The sequence below is a fragment of the Promicromonospora iranensis genome (genome assembly GCF_028994805.1).
Classification (GTDB): Bacteria; Actinomycetota; Actinomycetes; order Actinomycetales; family Cellulomonadaceae; genus Promicromonospora; species Promicromonospora iranensis.
Genome location: NZ_JAJQQP010000023.1, coordinates 1 through 25,994 on the forward strand (window position 1 = coordinate 1; position 25,994 = coordinate 25,994).

Consider the following 25,994-nt stretch of genomic DNA (forward strand, 5'->3'; position numbering starts at 1 on the left):
GACGTTTGACCCCGATCGAGTACGAAGCCACCATGACCACTCAGGTCGCACTCGCCGCCTGAGAAACCCTGTCACCTATCCGTGCAGCAGTCCCGTTCTGTTCGCCGGGCCGTTGACTCTGCTCATCGTCGCGACCGCATTGCTCGGTGAGGTCTGCGCGCGACGTGTGCAGCGAACGGCGGGAAAGCTGCTGGTCGTCTCGTTGGTCTCGGCGGCTCTCCTCTTCGGCACAGCCGCACTCCTGAGCACATTGGGCAGCGCGTTCCTCACGGACTGGTCGAGCATGTCCCTGTCGCTTCTGCCCGGCTGGTTGCTCGCCGGTGCCGGACCTCGGTTCTGGTCGTGGATCGCCGAGCTGGACGCCGCCGCGGCTGAGCTCGACGCTGAGCCGGCCGAGATGGCGCAGGAGCTTCGCTAGTTGACGCACCGCTCATGGAATCCCCCACTCATCTCCCCACCGGAGCGTTGAGACGAGCCGCGTGAGCAGAGTTTTCCGGGTGAACCCTGCCACGGCAGCCGCTAGATCCCGCCAATCCGGACCGATCCAGGATGCTCCGGAGCAGCAGGTCCGGGGGTTCGAATCCTTTCAGGCGCACAGACAAAAACAGGCCGTGAACAGCGCTTTCGCTGGTCACGGCCTGTTTCGTTCCGGCCTGTGTGCGGCCCGTCGCAGCGGAGCAACCGTCACGCGATGGTTGGCGCGCTGGACAATCCACGTGTCACGTTCGCGGCGACGATCCGGGTCACGCGTGCCGGGGCGGGTCGGCCTGGCCGGTCAGGCCGGTGCGACAACCTTTGCCCCGCAGGAGAGGCACATCAGTGTGTACTCGACTACTTCGCCGTGCTCGAACCGCTCGCCCATCTCGACGGAGTATTCGTCGCACTCCGGGCACGTCCAGATCCACACGCCATCCTCGTCATCCTGCTTCGCCGATCGGATGATTTCAGCCCATTCGTCGTCTTTCATCGCCTGGGACCCTACCGCCCGCCCGCCGGGGGGAGTGTCAGCGGCTTCGACGGCCGTCCAGCACGGCCCTTGCGCGGCTGGACAAGCGTGGCTACCTCACGATCAGCTGGATGGCGCCGGCACCCGAAACCCCAGCGTCCGCAACACCCGCCAGAAGTACTCGGTGACCTCCTCGACCGTCACGTCGTCGGGGTAGTTCGTGAGGTGGACAGCCACCGCACCCGTGAGCATCGCCTGGACCATCTCGACGTCGGCATCCGCGGGCAGCTGGCCGCTCTCCCGCGCCCGGACCACCAGGTCGTGGACGCTCTCGTCACGCGAACCGTCGCTCGCCGCGCGGAAGGCCGCCCACAGCTTCGGGTGCTCGCGCGGCACCGACATCATGCGGCGCAGCAACGTGCGGGCCCGGGGCTCGCTCAGCCCGGCCGACCAGGTGGCGACCAGGTCGGCAGGACTCGGCCTGTCGGGTACCTGGAACGAGACGAGCACTGCCGCCTCGTTCGCCACGAGAGCGGCGACCGCGAGCTCGTCGCGGGTCGCGTACCGGCGGTAGACGGTGGTGCGCGCCACTCCCGCGCGCTTCGCCGCCTGCTCGATGCTCACACCCTCGACGCCCGACTCGGCGATCAGGTCGAGTGCGGCCGTCAGCACGGCGCTGTCCGCTTCCACGTCGCGCGGCCTTCCCGGTGGCCGGCGCTGTTCGGTCCTCACCCCGAAACGATACGTGGGTGTAGCGAATCGAAACGGTGGAACGGGACGTCGACCCCGCCGCCGCCGTCAGCACCTGCTACCGATTCGTTACCTCCTGCCGCTAGTGTCCCGGTATGCCCGACGAGTCCGTGGACTTCTATCCGTCCCGTGCGCACGTCCTCACGCTCATCCTGACGACGCTCGCGCTGGTGGTGCTGTGCGCGGTCGCCGCCCGCCTCGGCTTCGACGTCGCGCAGACCAGTGGCTCACCGGCCGCTCTCGTCGTCGTCTCGATGAGCGCCATCGGCGTCCTGGTCTTCACCGGCCTGGGGCTCCTCGTGGTGCGACGCCTGCTGCTGCCCACCTGGCCGGTGCTCACGCTCGACGGCGACGGCCTCACCGACTGGCTGCCGAACCTCGGTGTCGAGCAGGTGCTCTGGTCGGAGGTCACGGGTGTCCGCACGGCCCGCCTGGCCTTCCGCCAGGTGCTCGCCGTGGACGTCACCGACCCGCGGGCGGTGGTCGCCCGTCAGCGGACGTTCGTCCGGCGCATCGCCGCCTCGGCCCACATCGCGCTGGTCGGCACGCCAGTGGTGCTGAAGCCCGGCAGCATCGCCGGCCGCCCCGAGGAGATCACGGCGGCGCTGGGCGAGTTCGTGGCCGGCCGCGCCCCGCATGCCGAGCCGGTTGCGTAGACTTCTTGAATCATCCGCGGACAAGCATCTGCGGAGCAGTACGTACAAGAAGCACAAGCATCAGCTGCCGAGCATGGCGAGGGACCTCACATGAGTGACGATCGCTTCGACGAGCATGCCCCGGCTGACGCCGACCGCGGCTACGCCGACTTCGAGTTCGAGCGCCGGTTCTTCGTGCGCGACCTCCCGGCCGAGCTCCGGGACGCGCCGGCCCTCATCGTCCAGTCGTACTTCCTGGCCGACGACGGCTACGCCCTCCGGGTCCGCGTCCAGGCCGGTGACGTCGACGTCGACCTGGCGGCCGCCACCGACCCGGCGGAGGTTCTCCGGGCACACACCGCGGACATCGACTTCGCCGCGGTCACCGTGAAGGGACCGGCGGTCGGCGGCACCCGCTACGAGGCGGAGCGGGAGCTGGACCCGAGCGTCGGTGTCGAGCTGGTCCGCCGCGGCGGAGCGCCGATCGTCAAGGTCCGGTACGCCGTGTGGCTGGGGGCGGACGGCTGGTCGATCGACGTCTTCGGCGGTGCCAACCATCCGCTCGTGGTGGCCGAGTGCGAACGCTCCGGCCCGGTCACGAGCCTGCAGATCCCGGACTTCTGCGTCACCGAGATCACCGACGACCGCCGGTTCTCCAACGAGTCGCTCGCGATGGAGCCCTACAGCGCGTGGGCGCCGTCGTTCGCCGCGGAGCTCGCGAGCGACGGGCCCGTGTTCCGCCAGGACTTCGGCCCGAACACCCACCTGCGCTTCTGACGTACGCGGGCCCGCGCCGCGGGGCACGCACGGGGTGCTAGCCCCGCCACTCGCCCTTCTCGACGACGCCGGACACGAACTCCCAGTGCCACGGCTCGTACTTGCTGCCCCCGAGCTGCGCCCAGGAGGGGTTCTGCCAGCCGTAGGACGGCGCGTTGGCCCAGAGCCACGAGAAGACCTCGCTGTCCCCCGTCTCCTGGGAGCAGAGGTCGATCGCGAGGCCCCACCCGTGCATCGACGTGCCGGGCGACGCGGCGAAGTACCCGCGGGAGGCCTTGAGCTCGTACTGCGTGCCCAGGTCGCGGTAGCTCGCCACGAGGCACATCTCACGCCCGAACGACGCGCGGAACGCCTCGTTGAGCGCGCTGAGCGACATCGCGGCGTCGGGCCGCAGGTACTCCCCCGCCTGCCACAGCTCGCAGAGCGAGTGGTCGGCGAGCGCACCGTTGGTGCCCTCGACGGGTGCGTTGACGTCACAGTTCGGCAGCGGGCTCCGGTCGAGCGAGCGGCTGGCCGCGGAGACCGGGCGGGTGATCGCCTCGGCGCGCACCACGGCGCCGGAGGTCTCCGGGCGTTCCACGGGCTGCGTCACGAGGTCGAGCACGTTCGGGCCCGTGTGCGGCGCCTCGACGTCGAACGGGGACTCACCGGACTGTGCGGTGCCCTGCACGAACGGCGCCGCGATGGTGGCGGCGGCCAGCGTGCCGATCACCGTCGCCCGGGAGATGAAACGCTGCCCGGCCGGGACGGAGGACGTCGCCCTCGCGGGCCGGGTGACGGCCCCGGTGACCACCTGCTCGAACGACGTGGAGCTCCGCGTCGCCGCGGGGCGGGTCGCCTGGGCCGGCGCCGGCTGGGTCCGCGGGCCCTGCGGACGCGTTCCCTGGGCCCGTGCTCCCTGAGCTCGCACTCCGTGCGCACGAAGAGCCTGGGCCTGCTGCTCCGCCTCGCGCCGGGCACGGCGCGTCATGGGCGCAGGCTGCAGGCTCGTCACAACCGTGGACTCCACTGGTCCTCCGTCGTCGAGTGTCCGCGGCCCCTCGCGGTGTGTATGTCGCACGAGACACTAACCGGGCCCAGCCCGCCTGCCAACCCCTGCCGGTGGACCGCACGACCTGCGCATGACGTGATCACTACCTGTTCATGCCTCCTCAACTGCATCGGCCTCAACAGCATCGACGGGACTCAACGGCGCTGCATGGCGTCCCGGACCTCGCCGACGAGCTCCTCCAGGATGTCCTCGAGGAAGACGACACCGAGGACCTGGCCCTCCGCCCCCTCCACCCGTGCGAGGTGCGACCCGGAACGCTGCATGACCCGCAGCGCGTCCTCGACCTCGTCCTCCGGCGCGACGGCGGCGAGCGCTCGGACCCGCCAGACGGCCACCGGCTCGAACCGGGCCGGACCGGTCGCGTACAGGACGTCCTTGAGGTGCAGGTACCCGACCAGCTCGTCGCCCTCCTCGCCGTGGGTCACCACGGGGAACCGGCTGAAGCCGTGCTTCGACACCAGCCGCTCGACGTCGTCGGGCGTGCTGGTCTCGTCGACGGCGACCAGACCGTCGACCGGCACCATGACGTCGCTCGCGGTGCGGTTGGAGAACTCGATGGCTCCCGTCAGGAGACCCTGCTCGTCACGCAGCACACCCTCGGCCTGCGAGTGCTCCACGATCGACTGCACCTCCTCGGCGGTGAACGCCGAGGCGACCTCGTCCTTGGGCTCGACGCCCGCGAGCCGCACGGCGTGGTTCGCTATCCAGTTCAGGGCGCCGATGAGCGGGCGGAGCACCCGGCCGAGGACCACCAGCGGCGGCCCGAACCACAGGACCGCCTTGTCCGGGCCGGACACCGCGAGGTTCTTCGGCACCATCTCGCCGAGCACCACGTGCAGGTACACGACCAGGGACAACGCGATGACCAGCGCGATCGGGTGGGTGAGCTCGTCGCTCACGCCGATGCTGTGCAGCGGCCCCTCGAGGAGGTGCGCGAGCGCGGGCTCCGCCACGATGCCCAGGCCGGTGGAGCAGACGGTCACGCCCAGCTGGGCGCAGGCCAGCATGAGCGACACGTGCTCCATCGCCCACAGGACCGTGACGGCTCGCCGGTCCCCCGCCGCGGCGAGCGGCTCGATCGCGCTGCGGCGTGCGGAGATGACGGCGAACTCGGCGCCGACGAAGAACGCGTTGCCCGCGAGCAGCACGAGACCGATGACGAGTGCGGTGGTGGTGCTCATCGGCTCGCACCCTTCTCGCTGCGCGGACGGTCGGCCCGGGCACGGTCGGTCCGGAGCCGGTCGTCGCCGGGCGGGCCGTCGTCGGGCTGCGGGCGCACCCGGACCCGCTCGACGCGGCGCCCGTCCATGGCCTCCACACGCAGGGTCACGCGGGCTCCCGCGTTCCGCACGGTGATCTCGTCGCCGACGGCGGGCATGCGACCGAGCTCGGCCATCATCAGGCCGCCGAGAGTCTCGTACGCGGCTCCCTCGGGGACCTCGATCCCGGTGTACTCGTCGAGCTCGTCCGGGCGCAGCACGCCCGGCACGATCCACGACCCGTCGGCGGCCCGGGCCGCGCCCGCCCGCCGGGGGTCGTGCTCGTCCGCGACGTCGCCCACCAGCTCCTCGACGACGTCCTCCAGCGTGACGACGCCGGAGGTGCCGCCGTACTCGTCGACGACCACGGCCATCTGCAGGCCGAAACCGCGCAGCTCCACGAGGAGCGGGCCCAGCCGCACCGTCTCGGGGACGCGCGGCGCGTCCACCATGAGGGCGGCCGCCGGCACCTCGTCCCGGCGGTCGTGCGGCACGCCCACGGCGCGCCGCAGGTGCACGAGGCCGACGACGTCGTCCCGGTCCTCCCCGATCACCGGGAACCGCGAGTGCCCGGTGCGGCGGGCGAGCGACACGACGTCGGCCGCCGTCGCTGCCCGGTCCAGCACCGACATGCGCAGGCGGTCGGTCATGACGTCGCGCGCGCTGAGCGTGTCCAGCTCGATCGAGTTGGTCAGCAGGGTCGCGACGGACTCCTCGAGCGTGCCCTCCTCCGCCGAGCGGCGCACGAGGGAGGCCAGCTCGGACGCGGACCGGGCTCCGGACAGCTCCTCGCGCGGCTCCACGCCCATGCGACGCAGCAGGGCGTTGGCGGAGCCGTTCAGCACGCCGATGAGCGGATTGAAGGTGATGGTGAACACCCGCTGCACCGGCACGACGAGGCGTGCGGTGGCCAGGGGCGTCGAGAGCGCGAAGTTCTTGGGGATCAGCTCGCCGCACACCATGGAGAACACGTTCACCAGCACGATCGCCAGGACGCCCGCGGCACCCGCGGAGACGGCGGTCGGCACGGACGCCGCGCCGAACGCGGTCGACAGCAGGGAGTTCAGCGCCGGCTGGGCGGTGTAGCCCAGCAGGATGGTGGTCAGCGTGATGCCGACCTGGGCGGAGCTCAGCTCGGTGGAGAGATGGCGCAGTGCGGTGCGCACGCTGCGGTCCCGCACGCCCCGGCCGAGCACCGGCCGGGCAGTGTGGGCGGGACGGGAGTGGGACGACTGAGGGTCAGGCCGGGTCCGCCCGGGTCTGTCCCCCTCCGAGTCGTCGGAGTCGCCGATCACGGCGGGGTCGATGGTGACGAGGGAGAACTCCCCGGCCACGAAGACAGCGGTACCCGCTGTGAGGAGGACGCCGACGGCGACCATGATCCAGTCGCCGGTCATCTCGCGCTCCGGAAGGCATTCGGGGGGTCTGGAGTCTTCCAGGATTTTCGGTGGGGGTATCGCTCGGTCATCGTGCGTTAGATGTTAGCGGGAACGCTCCCGGGCGGCTGCGTCCACGGGCCGCCCGGCCCGCGGACACGCAGTCAGGCCGCTATCAGGGTCTTATCAGGCAGGTACGGGCATGATTGACCTATGTCATCTGGTATCCCCCAGCCGTCTGGGACCCCGCAGCAGCCCGGTCCGGCCTCGGCCGCAGCCTCGACCGGTCAGCAGAGCGCGACCGTGCTCGTAGTGGAGGACGAGCCGACGATCGCGACGGCCATCGCCCAGCGCTTGTCCGCCGAGGGCTGGCGGGTCGAGGTCGCGCGCGACGGCCTGTCCGGCGTCGACGCCGCCTCGCGGCTACGGCCCGACCTCGTGGTGCTCGACGTGATGCTGCCCGGCATCGACGGGCTCGAGGTCACGCGGCGCATCCAGGCCGAGCACCCCACGCCGATCCTCATGCTCACCGCGCGGGACGACGAGACCGACATGCTGGTCGGCCTCGGCGTCGGCGCGGACGACTACATGACCAAGCCGTTCTCGATGCGCGAGCTCGTGGCCCGGATCAAGGCGCTCCTGCGCCGTGTGGACCGGGCGGCGCAGGCCGCTGCCACGACCCCCGCCGACCCGCCCATGATGATGGGCGATGTGACGGTGGACCGTGCCCAGCGTCGCGTCTACCGCGGCGGCGAGGAGGTCCACCTGACCCCCACCGAGTTCGAGCTGCTCGTCATGCTCGCCGGGTCCCCCAAGACCGTGCTCACCCGTGAGCGCCTGCTCGCCGAGGTCTGGGACTGGGCGGACGCCAGCGGCACGCGCACGGTGGACTCCCACATCAAGGCGCTGCGCCGCAAGCTCGGTCCGGACCTGATCCGCACCGTGCACGGCGTCGGGTACGCGTTCGAGCCGCCCGCCAACCAGTGACCCGGGTGCTCCGATGAGACCGCACGTGCCCCGTGTCCCCGACGTGCGGCCGCTGGACCCGTTGCGGTCGCTGAAGATCAAGCTCGGCGTGCTGGTCGCGGCCACCGTGACCGCCGCGGTGCTCATCACGTGGCTCGGCCTGCAGGCGTCCCTCGGGCCGAGCCGCACCTTCCCGCTGGCGATCATCCTGTCGCTGCTCGTCACCCAGGTCCTGGCGCGCGGCATGACGTCGCCCCTGCGGGAGATCACCGAGGCCGTCCAGGCCATGGCCGACGGCGACTACACGCGGCGGGTGCGCGCGACGAGCAGCGACGAGGTCGGGCAGCTCGCGCACGCGTTCAACCGGATGGCCGAGGACCTGGCCTCGGTGGAGCAGACGCGCCGCGACCTGATCGCCAACGTGTCGCACGAGCTGCGTACCCCGGTCGCCGCGCTCAAGGCCCAGCTGGAGAACATGGTCGACGGCGTCGTGCAGCCCACTCCGTCCGCGCTGGAGCAGGCGCACGCCCAGACGGAGCGGCTGGCCCGGCTCGTCACCTACCTGCTGGACCTCTCGCGGATCGAGGCCGGCGCCTCGGCGCTGAACGTCGGCAAGATCGCCGTGGGCGACTTCCTCGAGGACTGCGCGGAGGACCTCTCGATGGTCGACGCCGCGAAGGACCTCCGCTACGTCGTCGACGTGACGCCGGAGGACCTCTCCATCGAGGGCGACGCCGAACGCCTCCACCAGGTGGTCATCAACCTGCTGCAGAACGCGATCCGGCACTCGCCGCAGGGCGGCGTCGTCCGGCTGGACGCGTATCCCGTGGACGGTACGGAGGGGGCCGACGTCGTGCTCGAGGTCAGCGACGAGGGACCCGGTATCGCCGCGGCGGACCGCGAACGGATCTTCCAGCGGTTCGTGCGCGGCACCGGGTCGACGGCGGACCGGTCCGACGGCCGCGGGCGGAACGGCTCCTCCGGCGACTCGTTCGGCGACACCGCCGGCAGCACGGTGGGCAGCACGGCCGGCGGGACCGTCGGGTCGAGCGGCGGGACCGGGATCGGCCTGGCCATCGTCCGCTGGGCGGTCGAGCTGCACGGCGGGCACGTCCAGGTGGTCGACTCCGACCAGGGGGCGACGATGCGCGTCACCCTCCCCGCCCGGGCGCACCCGGCACCCGGCGTCTCGACCACGCACACGGACTGAGAAACGCAGAAGCCTAGGGCCGCGGGCGGTCAGAGCGTGAGACGGAGTCCCGTGATTTCTGTCACACGCGCCAAAGATTGTCCGTCCCACAACGAAGCACCGTAACGCCGAGTTGGGGACTTCCAGGCCCAACGTTGCCCGCGTTTTGCACTGGGTGCGAGAAACATGACGAACCAACTTCTTTGGCGCCACGGCGCCCCGCAGGCGCCCCGCGGTCAAGCCCACCGACGGGCGAGAAGGGCCTACTCTTGGAAGGTCCGAAAACATTCGGGCTGTGCGCGCCGCGACGTGGCGCGCGACGAACGCAACTGTGGTGAAGGTGGGCGATCCGCGCGTGTCCCCTAAGGCTGGTTCAGAGTCGATCAGCGTGGCGAGCTCGTCATTCGGAGCCAACGAATGGCTTGTCGACGAGCTCTACCAGCAGTACCTCAAGGACAAGAACGCGGTAGACCCCGCGTGGTGGGACTTCTTCGCCGACTACACCCCCGGCGAGAACGGTTCCACCAAGGACGGCGCCCCGGCAGCAGCTCCGAAGGCTCCGGCCGACGCGGCCCCTGCCGACGCAGGTCCGTCCGACACAGGCGCGACCCAGGCCGCCCCGGCGTCCGCCCCGGCGGCTCCCGCCCCGGCTCCGACCCGGCAGACGGCCACCCCCGTGACGGGCGGCACCGCAGCCTCGGAGGCGGCGCAGAAGGTGCGCAAGAAGCGCCTGCCGGCCGACCCGAAGGTGAACCCGGCCAACCCGATCGCCACGCCGCCCACCACGCACTACGCGGACACGTTCGAGCGCCCCGTGGCACACCCGGACGCCGTCGACGACGTCCAGAAGCTGCGCGGCCCCGCTGCTCGGGTGGTCACGAACATGGAGGCCTCGCTCGAGGTCCCCACCGCCACGTCGGTACGCGCCGTGCCCGCCAAGCTGATGGTCGACAACCGCATCGTCATCAACAACCACCTCAAGCGTGGTCGCGGCGGCAAGATCTCGTTCACGCACCTCATCGGCTTCGCGCTGGTGGAGGCGCTGGCCGACATGCCCGTCATGAACGCGCACTACGAGCCGGTGGACGGCAAGCCGGGCGTGAACCAGCCCGCGCACGTCGGCTTCGGCCTCGCGATCGACCTGGCCAAGCCGGACGGCTCGCGCCAACTCCTGGTGCCGAGCATCAAGAAGGCCGAGGAGCTCGACTTCGCCGAGTTCTGGGCGGCCTACGAGGAGCTGGTCCGCAAGGCCCGCGGCGGCAAGCTCGGCGTTCCCGACTTCCAGGGCACGACGATCTCGCTGACCAACCCGGGCGGCATCGGCACCGTGCACTCGGTCCCGCGCCTCATGCAGGGCCAGGGCACCATCGTCGGCGTCGGCGCCATGGACTACCCGGCGGAGTTCGCCGGCGCGTCCGAGGAGCAGCTCGCCCGGATGGGTATCTCGAAGGTCATGACGATCACGTCGACCTACGACCACCGCATCATCCAGGGCGCGCAGTCCGGCGAGTTCCTCAAGATCATCTCGGAGAAGCTGCTCGGCCTGGACGGCTTCTACGACCGCGTCTTCGCGGCGCTGCGCATCCCGTACGAGCCCGTCCGCTGGGTCCGCGACAACACGGTCGACGCCGACGTCGAGGCCGCCAAGCCGGCCAAGATCGCCGAGGTCATCCAGTCGTACCGCTCGCGCGGTCACCTCATGGCGGACACCGACCCGCTCGCGTACCGCCAGCGCAAGCACCCGGACCTGGACATCCAGAACCACGGCCTGACGCTGTGGGACCTCGACCGGACCTTCCCGACGGCCGGCTTCGGCCCCAAGGCCAAGGCGACGCTGCGCGACGTCCTCGGCCTGCTGCGCGACTCGTACTGCCGCACCATCGGCATCGAGTACATGCACATCGCCGACCCGGCACAGCGCAGGTGGCTCCAGGAGCGCCTGGAGGCGGGCTACGCCAAGACGCCGCGGGAGGACCAGCTGCGCATCCTGCGCCGGCTGAACTCCGCCGAGGCGTTCGAGACGTTCCTGCAGACCAAGTTCGTCGGGCAGAAGCGCTTCTCGCTCGAGGGCGGCGAGTCCCTGATCCCGCTGCTCGACGCGATCCTGTCGCGCTCCGCCGAGGGCGGTCTCGACGAGGTCGGCATCGGCATGGCCCACCGTGGCCGCCTGAACGTGCTGGCGAACATCGCGGGCAAGAGCTACGGCCAGATCTTCAAGGAGTTCGAGGGCCAGCTCGACCCGAAGAGCGTCCAGGGCTCGGGTGACGTGAAGTACCACCTGGGCACCGAGGGCACGTTCACGTCGGAGTCCGGCGCCACCACGCGCGTCTACCTCGCGGCCAACCCGTCGCACCTGGAGGCCGTCGACCCGGTCCTCGAGGGCATCGTCCGCGCCAAGCAGGACCGCATCGACCTCGGCGGCGACGGGTTCTCCGTGCTGCCGATCCTGGTGCACGGCGACGCGGCCTTCGCCGGCCAGGGCGTGGTGCCCGAGGTCCTGAACCTGTCGCAGCTGCGCGGGTACCGCACCGGCGGCACCATCCACGTGGTCGTGAACAACCAGGTGGGCTTCACCACCGGCCCGACGGCGTCCCGCTCGACCACGTACGCGACCGACGTCGCCAAGGGCTACCAGGTCCCGGTGTTCCACGTGAACGGCGACGACCCCGAGGCCGTCGTGCGGACCGCCGAGCTCGCCTTCGCGTTCCGCGAGCAGTTCGGCCAGGACGTCATCATCGACCTCATCTGCTACCGCCGCCGCGGTCACAACGAGGGCGACGACCCGTCGATGACGCAGCCGCTCATGTACAACCTCATCGAGACCAAGCGCTCGGTGCGCAAGCTCTACACCGAGAACCTGGTCGCCCGCGGCGACATCACCGTGGAAGAGGCCGAGGGCGCGCTGCAGGACTACCAGGCGCAGCTCGAGCGGGTCTTCACCGAGACCAAGTCCGGCTTCATCCCCGCGCCGCAGACCGAGCAGATCGCAGGCCTGGAGCGCCCCGAGTCCCAGCGTGAGGACGCCGGGACGATGGTGGGCTGGCAGACGGCGATCTCGCACGAGATGCTGCAGCGGGTCGGCGACGTGCACACCACGCCGCCGGAGGGCTTCACGATCCACCCGAAGCTCGCGCAGATGCTCGAGAAGCGCCAGCTCATGGCGAAGGAAGGCGGCATCGACTGGGGCTTCGGCGAGCTCGTGGCCTTCGGCTCGCTGCTCGTGGAGGGCACCCCGGTGCGCCTCGCCGGCCAGGACTCGCGCCGCGGCACGTTCGTGCAGCGCCACGCGGTGCTGCACGACCGGGAGACCGGCGCCGAGTGGACCCCGCTGCTGTACCTGTCGGGCGACCAGGCCAAGTTCTGGGTCTACGACTCCTCGCTGTCGGAGTACGCCGCGCTCGGTTTCGAGTACGGCTACTCGGTGGAGCGGCCGGACGCCCTGGTGCTCTGGGAGGCGCAGTTCGGCGACTTCGTCAACGGCGCCCAGACGGTGATCGACGAGTTCATCTCGTCCGCCGAGCAGAAGTGGGGCCAGTCGTCGTCGGTGGTCATGCTGCTGCCGCACGGCTACGAGGGCCAGGGGCCGGACCACTCGTCCGCTCGCATCGAGCGGTTCCTGCAGCTCGGTGCCGAGAACAACCTCACGATCGCCCAGCCGTCCACGCCCGCGTCGTACTTCCACCTGCTGCGCCGTCAGGCCTACGCCCGCCCGCGCCGTCCGCTGGTCGTGTTCACGCCGAAGCAGCTGCTCCGCCTCAAGGCGGCCGCTTCCTCGGTCGAGGACTTCACCTCGGGCACCTTCCAGGAGGTCATCACCGACCCGACGGCGGACCCGGCAAAGGTCGACCGCGTGCTGCTGTGCACCGGCCGGGTCTACTACGACCTGCTCGCCGAGCGCGCCAAGCGCGGCGACGAGGGTGTGGCCATCGTCCGGCTCGAGCAGCTCTACCCGTTCCCGGAGGCTCAGCTCCGCGAGGAGATCGCCAAGTACGGCGACGCTGAGATGGTCTGGGTCCAGGACGAGCCGCAGAACCAGGGCGCGTGGGGCTTCATCCACCTGGCACTGCCGACGGACGTGCCGTACGTCAAGGTGGTCTCCCGCCCGGCGTCGGCATCGACGGCGGCCGGTACCGCCAAGCTGCACCAGACGCAGCAGAAGACGCTCCTGGAGCAGGCCTTCACGCGAGGCTGACCGCATGACCGCACGATGAGAGGCGGGCATCCCTTCGGGGGATGCCCGCCTCTCGTGCTTTCCCGGGCGAGGACCGCTCGCCGCGCCGTACGCTGGCGCGATGACAGACGCAGTCATAAAGGACCTGGTCATCGACGCCACCGACGGCGCGACGCTCGCCGCCTTCTGGTCGGCGGCCCTGGGCCTCCGGTCGAGGCCGGCCGGCGACTCCGCCGCCGACTTCGTGCTCGAGGACGACGTCCCGGAGCGCACGGTCTGGATCAACCAGGTCCCTGAGCCCCGCACCGTGAAGCAGCGTGTGCACCTGGACCTGCACGCGACCGTCGACGAGCTCCGTGCCCTCGGTGCCACGGCCGACGCCCAGCAGGAGAGCTGGACCGTCATGCGTGACCCCGAGGGCGGAGAGCTCTGCGCGTTCCCGCGCCAGGCGGCGACCGCGGGGCGCTACCGTCTCTACGCGCTGGTCGTGGACGCCGCGGACCCGGCGGCGGTGAGCGCCTGGTGGGCGGAGCGGTTCGGCCTGGAGGCGAAGCGGTACTCCGACCGGCCGTGGTACCGGCTGGAACCCGGCGACGGGCTGCCCTGGCTGATGCTCTTCATCCCCGTCCCCGAACCCAAGACGGTGAAGAACCGCATCCACTGGGACGTGTGGGGCGAGACCGGGCGTCTTCTCGACGCCGGCGCCACGCTCCTCGCCGCACGCCAGGACTCCCCGGACCCCGGGGTGTTCTGGGACGTGCTCGCCGACCCCGAGGGCAACGAGTTCTGCGTCTTCCGCCCGGAGCAGCCCCTGCCGGAGTAGAGCTCACCACTTGTCGTGGACGTGCTCCTTGATCATCTCGTCGTAGATCTCGCGGACGCCGGACATGAACAGCGGGCCCAGCGTCTCCGCGTCGCCCGCCGCTGCGTTGGCACGGGCCTGATCGACGTTGCGCGCCCCGGGGATCACCGACGAGACGCCCGGCCGCTGCCACGCCCAGGCGATCGCGGCCTGGGCCGGGGTCAGGCTGTCGCCGACCCGGTCCCTGGCCAGCTCGGTGAAGCGGGCGGCCGCCTCCAGGCCCACCTCGTAGGGCACGCCGGAGAACGTCTCGCCGACGTCGAAGGCCGCACCGTCCCGGTTGAACGTACGGTGGTCGTTCTCGGCGAACACCGTGTCCTTCGTGTACCGCCCGGAGAGCAGGCCGGACGCGAGCGGCACGCGCGCGATGATGCCGACGCCTGCCGCCGAGGCGGCGGGCAGCACCTCGTCGAGCGGCTTGAGGCGGAACGCGTTGAGGATGATCTGGACGGTCGCCACGTTGGGCCGCGCGATGGCCTCGAGCGCCTCCGTGGTCTTCTCGACGCTCACGCCGTACGCGGCGATCGCGCCGTCGGACACCAGCTGGTCGAGCGCGTCGAAGACCGCGTCCGACGAGTAGACGGGCGTGGGCGGGCAGTGGAGCTGCACCAGGTCCAGCCGCTCCACACCGAGGTTTCGCCGGGACCGGTCGGTCCACTCGCGGAAGTGCTCCAGCACGTAGTTCTCCGGCACCTGGTCCGCCCGGCGCCCCATCTTCGTGGCGACGGTGATCCCGGCGTCCGGGTGGTCCTTCAGGAAGGATCCGATCGCCTGCTCGCTACGACCGTCGCCATAGACGTCCGCGGTGTCGAAGAAGGTCACACCGGCCTCGAGCGAGGCCTCCAGGACGGCACGGGCGTCGCTCTCGCTGACCTCACCCCAGTCAGCACCGAGCTGCCAGGTGCCCAGGCCCACAGCCGACACGAGCCGACCGGTCCGTCCGAGTACCTGCTGTTCCATCGTTCCTCCTACTGCTGGGGCGGGCAGACGTGCCCGCGCGGACCCGTCCTCAGGTCCTGTTCGTAGCGGGGTCGTATGTGGATGACACAAACTCGACCCCCTAGTCTGCTGTCTCACGCTACGTGGCGCAGGCAGAAATTGCCCTACGGTTACGGTGTGAGTGTGACGACAGAAATTCCTCCCGTTGCTGCGGCCAGGCCCCATCCTTCCGGGGACCAGTTCCGGATCAGCCACGAAGGCCACCGTGCGACGGTCACCCAGGTGGGTGCGGCGCTGAGAGAGTACTCGGTGGACGGACGCGACGTGGTCGTCCCGTTCGGCGCCGACGAGATCAGCCCGGTGTTCAACTGCGCCGTCCTGATCCCCTGGCCGAACCGGCTCCGCGACGGCTCCTACGAGTACGGCGGGGAGACGCACCAGCTGCCCGTGACCGAGCCCGCGCGCAACACCGCGCTGCACGGTCTCGCGGCATGGGACCGCTGGTCGGTGCTCGAGCACACCGGCTCCGCCGTGACGCTCGAGCTCGAGCTCGTGGCCCGCCCGGGCTACCCGTTCCAGCTGCTCGCGCAGATCCGCTACGCCTTGTCCGACGCCGGTCTCGAGGTCACCCTCGACGTCACCAACATCGGCGCGAGCACCGCGCCGTACGGCTGCGGCTTCCACCCGTGGCTGTCCACGGGCGGCGCGAACCTCGACGAGTGCACGGTCCGGCTCGACGCCGCGACCCGCGTCACGACCGACGAGCGGCTGCTGCCGACCGGCACCGAGCCGGCGTCGGGCACCTACGACCTGCGGGAGCCGCGCAGCGCGGCCGGCCTGGACCTGGACGACGCGTACGTCGACGTCGTCCGCGACGGCGACGGGCTCTCCTGGGCCCACCTGACCGCCCCCGACGGCCGCACGTCCGCCGTCTGGATGGACGGGACGCAGGACGTCTGGCAGATCTGCACGGGCGACCACATCGCACCGGACCGGCGGCGGATGGGCCTTGCCGCCGAGCCCATGACCTGCGCGGCCGACGCGTTCCGCACCCGCGAACGGCTCGTGCACCTCGCCCCCGGCGAGCGCCACGGCGTCCGCTGGGGGATGACCCTGCTCTGACGGCACTGCTCAGAGGTCTCTGGTTCTGACGTGGGCGCACAGGCGTCGGCGCGTTGTCACCGATCGGCCACGGTCCGTGCACCACAATGGGGAACCGGCCGTCCGCCAGGCTGCCGGGAAGAGGCAAGGAGAGTCCGTTGCAGGATCGCGAGGTGCGCATCTGCGTCGTCGGTGACGAGCTGGCCACGGGTGTCGGAGACGCTCGTGCGCTGGGCTGGACCGGTCGCGTCGTCGCGCGCACCCATTTCTCCCGGCCCGCCATGCTCTTCACCCTCGCCGTGCCCGGCGAGACCAGCACGCAGCTCGGCGCCCGCTGGGAGGCGGAGACCGCCGCGCGGTTCGGCTCGGACTCCGAGATCGAGAACCGCCTGGTGGTGGCTCTGGGGCGGCACGACGTCGCCTCCGGGCTCACCGTCGCGCGCTCGCGCCTGAACCTGGCGAACATCCTCGACGTCGCGGACGCGAACCGGACGGCGGCGTTCGTCGTCGGGCCACCGCCCGGGATGCCCGCCGAGGGTGACCGGATCGCCGAGCTGTCCGACGCGTTCGCCGACGTCGCCAGCCGGCGGCGGGTGCCGTACGTCGACACGTACACGCCGCTGGCCCAGCACGAGCAGTGGCTCGCCGACCTGGCGCAGAGCGGGGGCGTCTACCCCGGCCAGGCCGGTTACGGACTGATGGCGTGGCTCGTGCTGCACACCGGCTGGCACGCCTGGCTGGGCCTCCCCCAGGACGAGGTCGCCTGACCCGCACCGCCCCCTCTGCCGAAGTAGTCACCTGGCGAGGTTGTCACCCAGTTCTTCGCGCTGGGTGACAACCTCGGCGGGGTGGGGTCAGCCGCGGGTGATCGTGGCCGTACCCGAGACCGTGTTGGTCGAGATGTACGCCCCCGCCCCCGGCTCCGCGTGGTCGACGACGACGGTGCGCTGCGCGCTGGACGTCGCCTGCACGCCGTCGATCATCACCTTGCCCGTGACGCTGCGCGCCCGGAGGTTCACCGGGGAACCGGCGTCGAGCTGCACCGCGGCCGGGCCGGAGACCGTCTTGGCGTTGACGAGCGGCGTGGTGCCGATGGCGGTGACGTCCACCGCGCCGGACACCGTCTGGGCCGATACCCGGCCCAGGGCGCCCACCACGGACACCGCGCCCGAGACCGTCGAGACCGATGCGTCACCCGTGTGCTCGGCAACGATCACCGCTCCCGTGCCCGACTTCGTGGTCACGGACCCGGAGGCGCCGGTCACGGTGATCGCACCGCCGGCGGTCCTCACGTTGACCCCGGACCGCGAGCCGGTCACCACCACCTCGGCCCCGACGGTCGCGACGTCGATCACCGACGCGGCGGGCACGGTCACCCGCACCACCGCGGCGTCCTGGTCCTTGAGGCCACGGAACCGGTCCACGAAGCCCTCGAGCCCCGGGAAGTCGTAGGCGACCCGGAGGTTGCCGTGCTCGGCGAGGATCTGCAGCGGGCGCGCCGAGACCTCCAGGACTTCGACGAGGGCGCCGGACGTGCGGTTCGGGTCTGCCACGATCTCCGCTCGACCGTTGGTCAGGCGGACGATCAGGGTCGAGGCGCCGCCTACCTCGATGGTCTGCGGGGCGGCCACGCTCCAGGACTCGGTGGTCATCGCTGTGCTCCGTTCGTTGGGGACGTTGCTGGGTGGTTCAGGGATGGCTCTCGTGGGTGCCCGCACGGGAGCGGGCCTCACTCTGGTTCGGTGCGATCTGCACGACCCGGCGGAGAGGTCGTGCTGTGCGGCAGCGTCCCACGGATCGCGGACCGTGCCGAGTCGAGGACGGTGCGGAGCGTCTCCACGGTCAGCGCCGACACCGTACCGGCGACGTCGGCCTCACGCAGGTCGGCCAGGACGTCGTTGCGGAACCGCTGCAGGACCGCCTCGGCATCGTGCCGCAGCGAGTTGGACTGCGTGCGGCGCGGGTCCGGTGCCGTGCCGGGCCGCGGTCGCGTGCGGACCTCCTGCGCGGCGGCGGCGAGCTCCGCGCGCAGCCCGCGCATCGTGTCGCGGACGTCCGCCCGCACCTCGTCCGCCAGGCTGCGCACCGTCTCGGCCACGCTGCGCTCGAGACGCTTGACGTCGTCGAAGCGAGCCTCGATCTCCGCGTGGCCGGCCGGGGTGAGCTCGTAGGTGGCCTTGCGGCCGACGCCCGGCGAACCGGGCTCGCCCGGCACCGAACGGCGCACCAGGCCCTCCTCCTCGAGCCGGGCCAGGCGTGGGTAGATGGTGCCTGCGCTGGGGCGGTAGGTACCGCCGAAGCGCCGGGTGAGCTCGGTGATGAGCTCGTACCCGTGCCGGGGCCCGTCCAGGAGCAGCACCAGGAGGTACAGGCGCAGCTCCCCGTGGGCGAACACCGGAGGCACTACAGCTCCACTGGCGACTGGTCCGCGGTCGCCGCTCCGGCGGGAGCGTCGGCGACGGCGGCGTCCTGCGGCCCGCCGATCACCGTGACGTCACCGGAGACCCCGGTCACCCGCAGCTGCATGACGCCCGGGCCGGTCGCCCGGTCGCCGCCCGCAACCTTCGAGCCACCACCGCCGGTGAACTGCAGGCCGCCCAGCGTCACGCGCCCGCTGACGCTCTGCACCGACACCTCGACGGCCCGCTCGTCCGGCACGCGCAGGAGCATGTTCCCGGAGACCGTGTTGACCCGGACGGAGCGGGGCTGGGTCGCCAGGTCGAACGTCACGTCGCCGGAGACCGAGGACGACACGACGGAGTCGGCGGAGGCGCTCACCACGACATCGGCGGAGACGGTGTTGCTCGTGACGTCACCGACGTGGTCGCGCACCGTCACCTCGCCGGAGACGGTGTTGAGCTTGAGGTCGCCGGCCGTGCGGGAGACCAGCAGGGAGCCGGAGACGGTGGACGCCGACGCGCCCGCCGTCGTACCGGCGAGGAGGCCCTCACCGCGGACGGTGCCGAGCCGCACGGTGGTGCCGGCCGGGACCGCGACATGGATGTCCGCGCGGGCCTTGCCGCCGAAGTCCGCGAACCTCTTGACGAACGAGCCCCAGCCGGACAGGCCGCTCTCGTGCTCGATCACCAGGCGCCCGTCCACGAGACGCACCTCGAGGGACCTGCCCTCGACGGAGTGCACCTCCACCCGGACCACCGGTTCGTCGTGCGCCACGATGTCGAGCCGGCCGTCGACGACGTGCGCGTCGACGGTGGTCACGCCGTCGAGCTCGATGGTCTGCGGACCGGTGACGGTCCAGCTGTCTGCGCTCATGGCTTCCTCCGGTGCTCGTGGCTGGCTCGGGCCCTCGCTGCGTAACGCGATATATCGCGTTGACCTCAGACACGATATATCGCGTTCTTCGACCCGGCAACCCCCTGACGCCGAGCGGACGCCCGCCGACGAACGGACAACCCCGCGATCTGTGGGATCATGGAGGCATTCATTCCGTCACCTGTCAGGAGACACCCATGAGCAAGCGCGGTCGCAAGCGCCGTAGCCGCAAGGGCTCGGCTGCCAACCACGGCAAGCGTCCCAACGCCTGAGCAGGCTCAAGCGTCCGTCAGGACCGTGAGCCGCCCAGCGGGGCACACGAAAGGGCCGGAACCCATGGGGTCCCGGCCCTTCGTCATGCCCGCCTGTCTCAGACCGGCACGTCAGCCCGTCGTCACTCGGCGACGGTCATGACCGTCAGCTGCTCGTGGATACGCACGCGCAGCGTGTCCGGCGCGCGCTCGCTGCAGGAGCGGCGCACCAGCTGCTTCACGAGGTCCTCGACGCTCAGCTCCGCCAGGCACGGCGAGCAGTGGGCGACGTGCGCGCGCATGCGCTGCTCGTCCTCCGGCGTCATCTCGGAGTCCAGGTACTCGTACAGGTGCTTCAGCGCGTGCTGGCACTCCGACTCACCCGCCGTGTCGTGCGGGATCGGTTCGATGTTGTTCACTGCGCACCTCCGGGCGCCTGGCTGACGAGTCCTCGCTGAGCGGCGTAGTCGGCCAGGAGCTCACGCAGCTGCCGTCGTCCGCGGTGGAGCCGGGACATCACGGTCCCGATCGGAGTTCCCATGATCTCCGCGATCTCCTTGTAGGGGAAGCCCTCGACGTCGGCGTAGTACACGACCATCCGACGGTCCTCCGGGAGCTCGGCGAGCGCCCGCTTCACATCACTGTCCGGCAGCCGGTCCAGCGCCTCGGCCTCGGCCGAGCGCAGGCCCCGCGAGGTGTGCGACGCCGCGCGCGCGATCTGCCAGTCCTCGACGTCCTCCGCCTGGGACTGCTGCGGCTCCCGCTGCTTCTTGCGGTAGCTGTTGATGAACGTGTTCGTGAGGATGCGGTACAGCCAGGCCTTCAGGTTGGTACCCGGCCGGTACTGGTGGAACGCCGCGAACGCCTTGGCGAACGTCTCCTGCACCAGGTCCTCGGCGTCCGCAGGGTTGCGCGTCATGCGCAGCGCCGCGGAGTACAGCTGGTCGAGGTACTGGAGCGCGTCCCGCTCGAACCGCGCGGCGCGAGCCGTCGCGTCCTCCTCCTGCGGGGAGCGCTCGGTACCCTCGTCGGCGCTGTCCTCGCTGGTGGCTCCGGGCCTGGTCACAGTGCTGGGCTCAGTGGTGCTCTCGGCCGCGGTCGCTTCCGTGGTACCGACAACACCCTCGCTCGCGTTCGTGTCGGGGCGCGCCCCGGCGTCGGTGCCGACCTCGTCGGCACCCGTGTTCTGCTCGCGGGAAGTGTCAGTCATCGCACTTGAGCCTAGCCTCGTCGGCCACCCGGTGTTCGCCAGGGCCGCCGACAGAGCATCCGCCGTGGACTTCGCGGTCGCCAGGACCGCGTCCACACCGGGGTCGAGCAGGTGCGCCGGGACCGCCCCGAACATCACGGGCGCGGGCTGCGCACCCGACGTCGGGCCTGCGGTCGCACCCGGCGCCGCGCCGGCGGCCCCGCTGGTCACCCCGCTGGTCGCTGTATCTGTCACCGTGTCGATCACCCTGTTCTTCACCGGATCCTTCTCGAGGCATCGCTCCACGACGGGTTCAACCCGCGCTCCCGACGTCGAATTCCCGGTGTGTCCCGAACCATTCCCCGCTGCTCGCCCTGCGGCGCACCGCACGACATCCCGTGAGCAATCCCGTGCCAGCATCCTGCTGCGTTCACCGCCCGCATCTGCCAAGGTGGAGACATGCTGCTTCGACACATCGCGCGACCCCTCCTGGCCTCATCGTTCATCTACGACGGCGTGCAGGCTGCCCGGAACCCGAGCGAGCACGTGGCCGCGGCCAAGACCGGGTCCGCCCTCGCCACCCAGGCTCTGGGCGCCGAGCCGCTCAGCGAGAAGCAGGTGACCACGCTGGTCCGGGCGCACGGCATCGCCACCGCCACCGCGGGCACGCTGCTCGCGCTCGGCAAGGCGCCGCGGGCGTCCGCCCTGGCGCTGGCCCTGCTCACGCTGCCGCTCGCTGCGGTGAACCAGCCCTTCACCGCCCCCAAGGACGAGCGGCCCCAGCGAACGGAGCGGTTCCTGCACACCCTCGCCTCCGTGGGCGCGGCCCTCATCGCTGGCGCCGACCTCGAAGGCCGGCCTGGCCTGTCGTGGCGCGTCCAGCAGGCACGCGCCGCACGCGCGGACGCGAAGGCCGCCCGCGCCGAGGCCTGAGCCGGCCGCGACGCCCGCGGCGCGGTCCGCGATAATCTCGGCACATGACTTCCTCCACCACCGCGCCCGCACCGACATGGGAGGCGCCTCTCGCAGGCGCCCCGCTGGACGCGACGGTCGAGATACCCGGCAGCAAGTCGCTCACCAACCGGCTCCTGGTGCTCGCCGCGCTCGCGGACGGCCCCGGCACGCTCCGCGGCGCCCTGCGCAGCCGGGACGCCGACCTCATGATCCGCGCCCTGCGTGCCCTGGGTGCGCGCGTCGAGGAGGGCGACCAGCCCAGCACGCTCCACGTGACACCCGGCCCTGTCACCGGCGACACCGAGGTGGACACGGGCCTGGCCGGCACCGTGATGCGATTCCTGCCCCCGTTCGCGGCGCTCGCCGACGGGCCGGTCCGGTTCGACGGCGACGCCGAGGCCCGCGTCCGCCCGATGCTCCCCGTGCTCGCTGCGCTGCGCACCCTCGGGATCACGGTGCACGACCCCTCGGCCGGTTCGGACCCCGCCGCGCTGCCGAGCCACCTCCCGTTCACCGTGGAGGGCCGGGGCAGCGTGCCGGGAGGCGCCGTCGACGTCGATGCCTCGGAGTCCTCACAGTTCGTCTCCGGGCTCCTGCTCGCCGCGGCCCGCTTCGAGCGTGGCCTCAGCCTGCGGCACATCGGCGCCACGCTGCCGAGCCTGCCCCACATCGAGATGACGGTCGCCACGCTGCGCGACGTCGGCGTGGTGGTCGACGACTCCCGCGACGGCATGTGGGACGTCTCCCCCGGCCCGATCGCCGCCCGCGACGTCCGCGTCGAGCCCGACCTGTCCAACGCGGCGCCGTTCCTCGCCTCCGCGCTGGCAGCGGGCGGCACCGTCCGCGTCCCGGGCTGGCCGACCCTGACCACACAGCCCGGCGCCCTGGTCCCCGAGCTGCTGGAACGGATGGGCGGCACCTACACCCTGGCCGACGGGGTCCTCTCCGTGACGGGGACGGGCCAGGTGCACGGGATCGACGTCGACCTGCGCGCAGCGGGCGAGCTCGCGCCCACGTTCGCCGCACTGGCCGCACTGGCAGACTCCCCCTCCAGGCTGCGCGGGATCGCGCACCTGCGCGGCCACGAGACCGACCGGCTGGCGGCGCTCGCCCGCGAGATCACGCGGCTCGGCGGGCGGGCCGAGGAGACCCGCGACGGCCTGGTGATCACGCCCCGGCCGTTGCACGGCGACGTCGTGCGCACGTACGCCGACCACCGCATGGCGACGTCCGCGGCGCTGCTCGGGCTGCGCGTGCCGGGTGTGCTGGTGGAGAACGTCGGCACGACGGCGAAGACCCTGCCCGACTTCACGGGCATGTGGCTCGGCATGCTCGGCGCGGCTGCCTGATGGGCCTCTGCTGATGGGCCGCCGCGACATCGACGAGTCGGACTTCCACTCCCGCCCGACCAAGCGCGGCTCGCGCCCCCGGACCAAGCAGCGCCCCGAGCACTCGGACGCCGTGACCGGCCTGGTCACGGGCGTGGACCGGGGGCGCTACACGCTCCTGGTCAAGGATCCCGACGACGGCGGCGGCGACGGTGCGTCCGGCGAGAAGATCGTGACCGCCATGAAGGCTCGGGAGCTGACGCGCACCCGCGTGGTCGTGGGTGACCGGGTGGACGTCGTGGGCGACGTGTCGGGTGGCGAGGGCTCTCTCGCACGCATCGTGCGCATCCAGGAGCGCACCTCGACGCTGCGCCGCACCGCCGACGACACCGACCCGTACGAGCGGATCGTCGTCGCCAACGCGGACCAGCTGGTCATCGTCACGGCCCTGGCCCAGCCCGAGCCGCGGACCGGCATGATCGACCGCTGCGTCGTCGCCGCCTACGACGCCGGCATGTCGGTGCTCCTCTGCCTGACGAAGGCCGACCTGGCCTCCCCCGACGAGCTGCGGGCGCTCTACGAGCCGCTCGGCGTCGAGGTCGTCGTGACGCAGCGCGCGCCGTCGGACGACGAGACCGACGGCGCGAACAGCGCCGGCCAGACGGCCGGCGGCATGATCCTGGTGCCCGAGTCCGTCGAGGAGGTCCGCGAGCGGCTGCGCGGCCTGGTCTCCGTGCTGGTGGGGCACTCGGGGGTCGGCAAGTCGACGCTGATCAACGCCCTGGTGCCGGCTGCCAAGCGCGCCACCGGCGTGGTGAACGACGTGACGGGCCGGGGCCGGCACACATCGACCTCCGCGGTGGCGCTGGCGCTGCCCGTCGCGGTCACGGAGGGCTCGCCCACCGACACCTTCGACGGCTGGGTGATCGACACCCCGGGTGTCCGCTCCTTCGGCCTCGCCCACGTCGAGGTGTCCCACCTGCTGCGGGCGTTCGACGACCTCGACGAGGTGGCCCAGGAGTGCCCGCGAGGCTGCACCCACCTCGCCGACGCCCCGGACTGCGCCCTCGACGACTGGATCGAGGCCTCGCCGGAGGACGAGCGGCCGGCCCGCGCGGCCCGGCTCACCTCGTTCCGCCGCCTGCTCGCGTCCCGGACGGGCTCGGACGCCTGACCGTGACCAGCAGCTCGCGCTACGGCGCGGTGGACGTGCAGTACCTGGACGACGGCGGGGCGCGGGCCGCGCTGATCGTCGCCGACGACGCCGCGTTCACCACCCTGGTCGAGGAGCGCACGGTGCTCGTCGAGCAGGTGGCGGCGTATCGACCCGGCCGGTTCTACGAGCGCGAGCTGCCGGCGCTGGAACGGGTCCTGGCCGGCGTCGCGCCCGTGGGCCTGCTGATCGTCGACGGGTACGTGGACCTCGACCCGGCAGGGAGCCCCGGGCTCGGCGCCCACGTCGCGGACGCCGGGCTCGCTCCCGTCGTCCTCGGTGTCGCCAAGACCCGGTTCCGGACCGCGACACAGGCCGCCGAGGTGCTGCGGGGACGGTCGGCACGGCCGCTGTACGTCACGGCATCCGGCATGGCGGTCGACGCCGCAGCGACCCTGGTGCACGGCATGGCCGGTGACGCACGGTTCCCCGACGCGCTGCGCCGCGTGGACCGGCTGGCGCGGGGGGCCGTTCCGGTTCGGAACAGCTAGCCACGCGACGGACCGGGCTCACGGCTGGAGGAACATCCAGCGATGGCCCTCCACGTCCTCCGCCCGGTACAGGCGGCCGTACGGGGCCTCCTCGATCCCGGAGAGCAGGCCGGCACCGGCCGCCCGGGCGCGGGCGAAGTGGGCGTCGACGTCGGCCACACGGACCAGCACACCGTCGATCACCCAGGGCGTCGACAGCCACGCGTCCGCCGCGGTGCAGTGCTTGCGGTGGGCCGCCGGGCCCTCGTAGGACGCGAGCTCGGACAGCATCACGCGGCCGCCCCCGGCATGGAGCTCGCCGTGGGAGAGGTGGCCGTCGTCGTCCAGCCAGCGTTCTGCCTCGGTGAAGCCGAAGGTTTCGATGAGCCAGTCCATGGCGGTGACACCGTCCTGGTAGGACAGCATGGGAATGACCGCGGGTTCGGGAACGGCTGTGGGTTCGGGCATGACAGACCTCCTCGATCTCGAACAAATGTACGAGTATTTCGAAGATCTGTCGAGCGAGGACCGGCCTACACGACCTGGAATCCGAACAGCTCGACGGCCCACGGGTCCAGGCGGCCGGCCGACGGGCCGCCGTCCTCGGCGCCGTCACCGCTGAACCCGAAGAACTCCTGCAGTGCGCGGTCCCCGAGGACCAGCGGGTGGAACGGGAACGGATACCCGGTACCGGCCGGCGCGGGGTGCTCGCCCGCCCAGAACGGCTCCTCGAAGGCGAGCCGCGCACCGGTGTCCTCGAGGACCCCGTCGTCGGGCGACAGACTCAGCGAGCGCACCAGAGCGCCGTCCTGCCACACCGCGAAGGCGAACCAGTCCACCGCGCTGTGCATCGCGTGGAGGTACAGGGTGCGGCCCAGGCTCGCGTCGACCAGGTGCGCCGGCAGCTGCGAGGGCCGGTCGAGCATGAGCGCCTGGTCGCACAGGACGTCCACCGCGGGCGTCGACAGCGCGCACGCACGCCCCTGCGGCGGAAACACCGCGTCGCCGAGCTCCCACGGTTCCTCGCCGTCCGGCTGGATCCGCGCGGGCGGCCACAGCAGGCCGAGCAGCTCGGCCGCGCCCGCCTCGTCGGCGAACTCCGCCGCCTCGGTCAGTCCTTCCGCCACATCGCCGTCCGTGTACACCAGCATGGCCGTCTTCGCTCCCACAGATCCCCCATCGTCGCTCGCCGCAAGGCTAGCCAGACCCTACCCAGGCGCATCCCGAGCAGCGGACGAACTTCGGCGGTCGCGGTCCCCAGGCGGCCGCCGTGCCGGGCGGACAGGTCACCACC

27 protein-coding genes are annotated in these 25,994 nt (G+C 71.6%); 14 read left to right on the forward strand and 13 right to left on the reverse strand.

From position 1 onward, the window contains the following. The coding region (locus LUM46_RS26310) for a hypothetical protein (protein WP_274998244.1) at positions 1-418 on the forward strand (418 nt) is incomplete at its 5' end. 357 nt (positions 419-775) lie between these two features. On the opposite strand, the gene LUM46_RS26315 is transcribed toward LUM46_RS26310, so the two are convergent. Both LUM46_RS26315 and LUM46_RS26320 read right to left on the reverse strand, forming a co-directional pair. Continuing rightward, positions 776-967 (reverse strand): hypothetical protein, encoded by a 192-nt coding sequence (locus LUM46_RS26315; protein WP_274998245.1) that lies wholly within the window; start codon positions 965-967, stop codon positions 776-778. Between the two features lie 102 nt (positions 968-1,069). Then, positions 1,070-1,678, reverse strand: coding sequence for a TetR/AcrR family transcriptional regulator (locus LUM46_RS26320; protein ID WP_274998246.1), 609 nt, complete (start codon positions 1,676-1,678; stop codon positions 1,070-1,072). A gap of 113 nt (positions 1,679-1,791) precedes the next feature. On the opposite strand from LUM46_RS26320, the gene LUM46_RS26325 reads away from it, so the two are divergent. Together LUM46_RS26325 and LUM46_RS26330 are read left to right on the forward strand one after the other, a co-directional pair. Further along, positions 1,792-2,352 (forward strand): STM3941 family protein, encoded by a 561-nt coding sequence (locus LUM46_RS26325; RefSeq protein ID WP_274998249.1) that lies wholly within the window; start codon positions 1,792-1,794, stop codon positions 2,350-2,352. A gap of 90 nt (positions 2,353-2,442) precedes the next feature. Continuing rightward, complete coding sequence (locus LUM46_RS26330) at positions 2,443-3,108, forward strand: CYTH domain-containing protein (RefSeq protein ID WP_274998251.1); 666 nt, start codon at positions 2,443-2,445, stop codon at positions 3,106-3,108. A gap of 37 nt (positions 3,109-3,145) precedes the next feature. Here the strand turns inward: LUM46_RS26330 and LUM46_RS26335 are convergent, their stop codons facing one another. From LUM46_RS26335 to LUM46_RS26345, 3 genes are all read right to left on the reverse strand, one after another. Then, positions 3,146-4,078 (reverse strand): M15 family metallopeptidase, encoded by a 933-nt coding sequence (locus LUM46_RS26335; RefSeq protein ID WP_274998254.1) that lies wholly within the window; start codon positions 4,076-4,078, stop codon positions 3,146-3,148. Positions 4,079-4,293: 215 nt separating this feature from the next. Then, entirely contained in the window at positions 4,294-5,340 is a 1,047-nt protein-coding gene (locus LUM46_RS26340) for a hemolysin family protein (RefSeq protein ID WP_274998257.1), read from the reverse strand. Then, positions 5,337-6,815, reverse strand: a complete 1,479-nt coding sequence (locus LUM46_RS26345) for a hemolysin family protein (RefSeq protein WP_274998258.1) — start codon at positions 6,813-6,815, stop codon at positions 5,337-5,339. Before LUM46_RS26345 ends, LUM46_RS26340 begins: the two co-directional genes overlap by 4 nt. A gap of 192 nt (positions 6,816-7,007) precedes the next feature. On the opposite strand from LUM46_RS26345, the gene LUM46_RS26350 reads away from it, so the two are divergent. From LUM46_RS26350 to LUM46_RS26365, 4 genes are all read left to right on the forward strand, one after another. Continuing rightward, complete coding sequence (locus tag LUM46_RS26350) at positions 7,008-7,781, forward strand: response regulator transcription factor (RefSeq protein ID WP_274998259.1); 774 nt, start codon at positions 7,008-7,010, stop codon at positions 7,779-7,781. Between the two features lie 13 nt (positions 7,782-7,794). Then, a complete protein-coding gene (locus tag LUM46_RS26355; protein ID WP_274998261.1) occupies positions 7,795-8,970 on the forward strand; it encodes a sensor histidine kinase in 1,176 nt (391 codons plus the stop codon). 367 nt (positions 8,971-9,337) lie between these two features. Further along, complete coding sequence (locus LUM46_RS26360; protein WP_274998263.1) at positions 9,338-13,141, forward strand: multifunctional oxoglutarate decarboxylase/oxoglutarate dehydrogenase thiamine pyrophosphate-binding subunit/dihydrolipoyllysine-residue succinyltransferase subunit; 3,804 nt, start codon at positions 9,338-9,340, stop codon at positions 13,139-13,141. Positions 13,142-13,241: 100 nt separating this feature from the next. Beyond that, complete coding sequence (locus tag LUM46_RS26365; protein ID WP_274998264.1) at positions 13,242-13,943, forward strand: VOC family protein; 702 nt, start codon at positions 13,242-13,244, stop codon at positions 13,941-13,943. Positions 13,944-13,946: 3 nt separating this feature from the next. Here the strand turns inward: LUM46_RS26365 and LUM46_RS26370 are convergent, their stop codons facing one another. Continuing rightward, positions 13,947-14,942: an aldo/keto reductase gene (locus LUM46_RS26370; RefSeq protein ID WP_274998266.1), complete on the reverse strand. Its 996-nt coding sequence runs from the start codon at positions 14,940-14,942 to the stop codon at positions 13,947-13,949. 162 nt (positions 14,943-15,104) lie between these two features. Here LUM46_RS26370 and LUM46_RS26375 point away from each other — a divergent pair, with 162 nt between their 5' ends. Together LUM46_RS26375 and LUM46_RS26380 are read left to right on the forward strand one after the other, a co-directional pair. Then, positions 15,105-16,043, forward strand: coding sequence for an aldose 1-epimerase family protein (locus LUM46_RS26375; protein WP_310243162.1), 939 nt, complete (start codon positions 15,105-15,107; stop codon positions 16,041-16,043). A gap of 152 nt (positions 16,044-16,195) precedes the next feature. Then, complete coding sequence (locus LUM46_RS26380; protein WP_374727005.1) at positions 16,196-16,789, forward strand: GDSL-type esterase/lipase family protein; 594 nt, start codon at positions 16,196-16,198, stop codon at positions 16,787-16,789. An 87-nt stretch (positions 16,790-16,876) separates the two neighbouring features. Here LUM46_RS26380 and LUM46_RS26385 read toward each other — a convergent pair whose 3' ends face one another. The 3 genes from LUM46_RS26385 to LUM46_RS26395 all read right to left on the reverse strand — a co-directional run bounded on the left by LUM46_RS26385 (position 16,877) and on the right by LUM46_RS26395 (position 19,295). Then, positions 16,877-17,674, reverse strand: a complete 798-nt coding sequence (locus LUM46_RS26385) for a DUF4097 family beta strand repeat-containing protein (RefSeq protein ID WP_274998269.1) — start codon at positions 17,672-17,674, stop codon at positions 16,877-16,879. Positions 17,675-17,751: 77 nt separating this feature from the next. Then, positions 17,752-18,426: a PadR family transcriptional regulator gene (locus tag LUM46_RS26390; protein WP_274998271.1), complete on the reverse strand. Its 675-nt coding sequence runs from the start codon at positions 18,424-18,426 to the stop codon at positions 17,752-17,754. Further along, on the reverse strand, positions 18,426-19,295 hold the full coding sequence (locus tag LUM46_RS26395) for a DUF4097 family beta strand repeat-containing protein (protein WP_274998273.1): 870 nt from the start codon (positions 19,293-19,295) through the stop codon (positions 18,426-18,428). The genes LUM46_RS26390 and LUM46_RS26395 overlap by 1 nt, the downstream gene beginning before the upstream one ends. Before the next feature lie 197 nt (positions 19,296-19,492). Between LUM46_RS26395 and LUM46_RS26770 the strand changes: the two genes are divergently transcribed. Beyond that, complete coding sequence (locus tag LUM46_RS26770; protein WP_156968370.1) at positions 19,493-19,567, forward strand: 50S ribosomal protein bL37; 75 nt, start codon at positions 19,493-19,495, stop codon at positions 19,565-19,567. Positions 19,568-19,689: 122 nt separating this feature from the next. Here the strand turns inward: LUM46_RS26770 and rsrA are convergent, their stop codons facing one another. Both rsrA and LUM46_RS26405 read right to left on the reverse strand, forming a co-directional pair. Further along, on the reverse strand, positions 19,690-19,965 hold the full coding sequence (gene rsrA / locus LUM46_RS26400) for a mycothiol system anti-sigma-R factor (protein ID WP_274998275.1): 276 nt from the start codon (positions 19,963-19,965) through the stop codon (positions 19,690-19,692). After that, positions 19,962-20,756 carry a sigma-70 family RNA polymerase sigma factor gene (locus tag LUM46_RS26405; RefSeq protein ID WP_274998276.1) on the reverse strand — a complete coding sequence of 265 codons (795 nt, stop codon included), beginning with the start codon at positions 20,754-20,756 and terminating at the stop codon, positions 19,962-19,964. Before LUM46_RS26405 ends, rsrA begins: the two co-directional genes overlap by 4 nt. Before the next feature lie 438 nt (positions 20,757-21,194). Between LUM46_RS26405 and LUM46_RS26410 the strand changes: the two genes are divergently transcribed. The 4 genes from LUM46_RS26410 to LUM46_RS26425 are packed head-to-tail and all read left to right on the forward strand — an operon-like array spanning position 21,195 to position 24,721. Further along, positions 21,195-21,668: a DoxX family membrane protein gene (locus LUM46_RS26410; RefSeq protein WP_274998278.1), complete on the forward strand. Its 474-nt coding sequence runs from the start codon at positions 21,195-21,197 to the stop codon at positions 21,666-21,668. A gap of 44 nt (positions 21,669-21,712) precedes the next feature. Continuing rightward, positions 21,713-23,038 (forward strand): 3-phosphoshikimate 1-carboxyvinyltransferase, encoded by a 1,326-nt coding sequence (gene aroA / locus LUM46_RS26415; RefSeq protein WP_274998279.1) that lies wholly within the window; start codon positions 21,713-21,715, stop codon positions 23,036-23,038. Between the two features lie 13 nt (positions 23,039-23,051). After that, a complete protein-coding gene (rsgA, locus tag LUM46_RS26420; protein ID WP_274998281.1) occupies positions 23,052-24,191 on the forward strand; it encodes a ribosome small subunit-dependent GTPase A in 1,140 nt (379 codons plus the stop codon). Positions 24,192-24,193: 2 nt separating this feature from the next. Continuing rightward, the gene (locus LUM46_RS26425; protein ID WP_274998283.1) at positions 24,194-24,721 is read left to right on the forward strand and encodes an endonuclease V; all 528 of its coding nucleotides are present in this window, start codon (positions 24,194-24,196) and stop codon (positions 24,719-24,721) included. Positions 24,722-24,739: 18 nt separating this feature from the next. Here the strand turns inward: LUM46_RS26425 and LUM46_RS26430 are convergent, their stop codons facing one another. Next, positions 24,740-25,168 (reverse strand): VOC family protein, encoded by a 429-nt coding sequence (locus LUM46_RS26430; RefSeq protein WP_274998285.1) that lies wholly within the window; start codon positions 25,166-25,168, stop codon positions 24,740-24,742. 65 nt (positions 25,169-25,233) lie between these two features. Beyond that, positions 25,234-25,869: a DUF6928 family protein gene (locus LUM46_RS26435; RefSeq protein WP_274998287.1), complete on the reverse strand. Its 636-nt coding sequence runs from the start codon at positions 25,867-25,869 to the stop codon at positions 25,234-25,236. Positions 25,870-25,994: the final 125 nt, after the last annotated feature.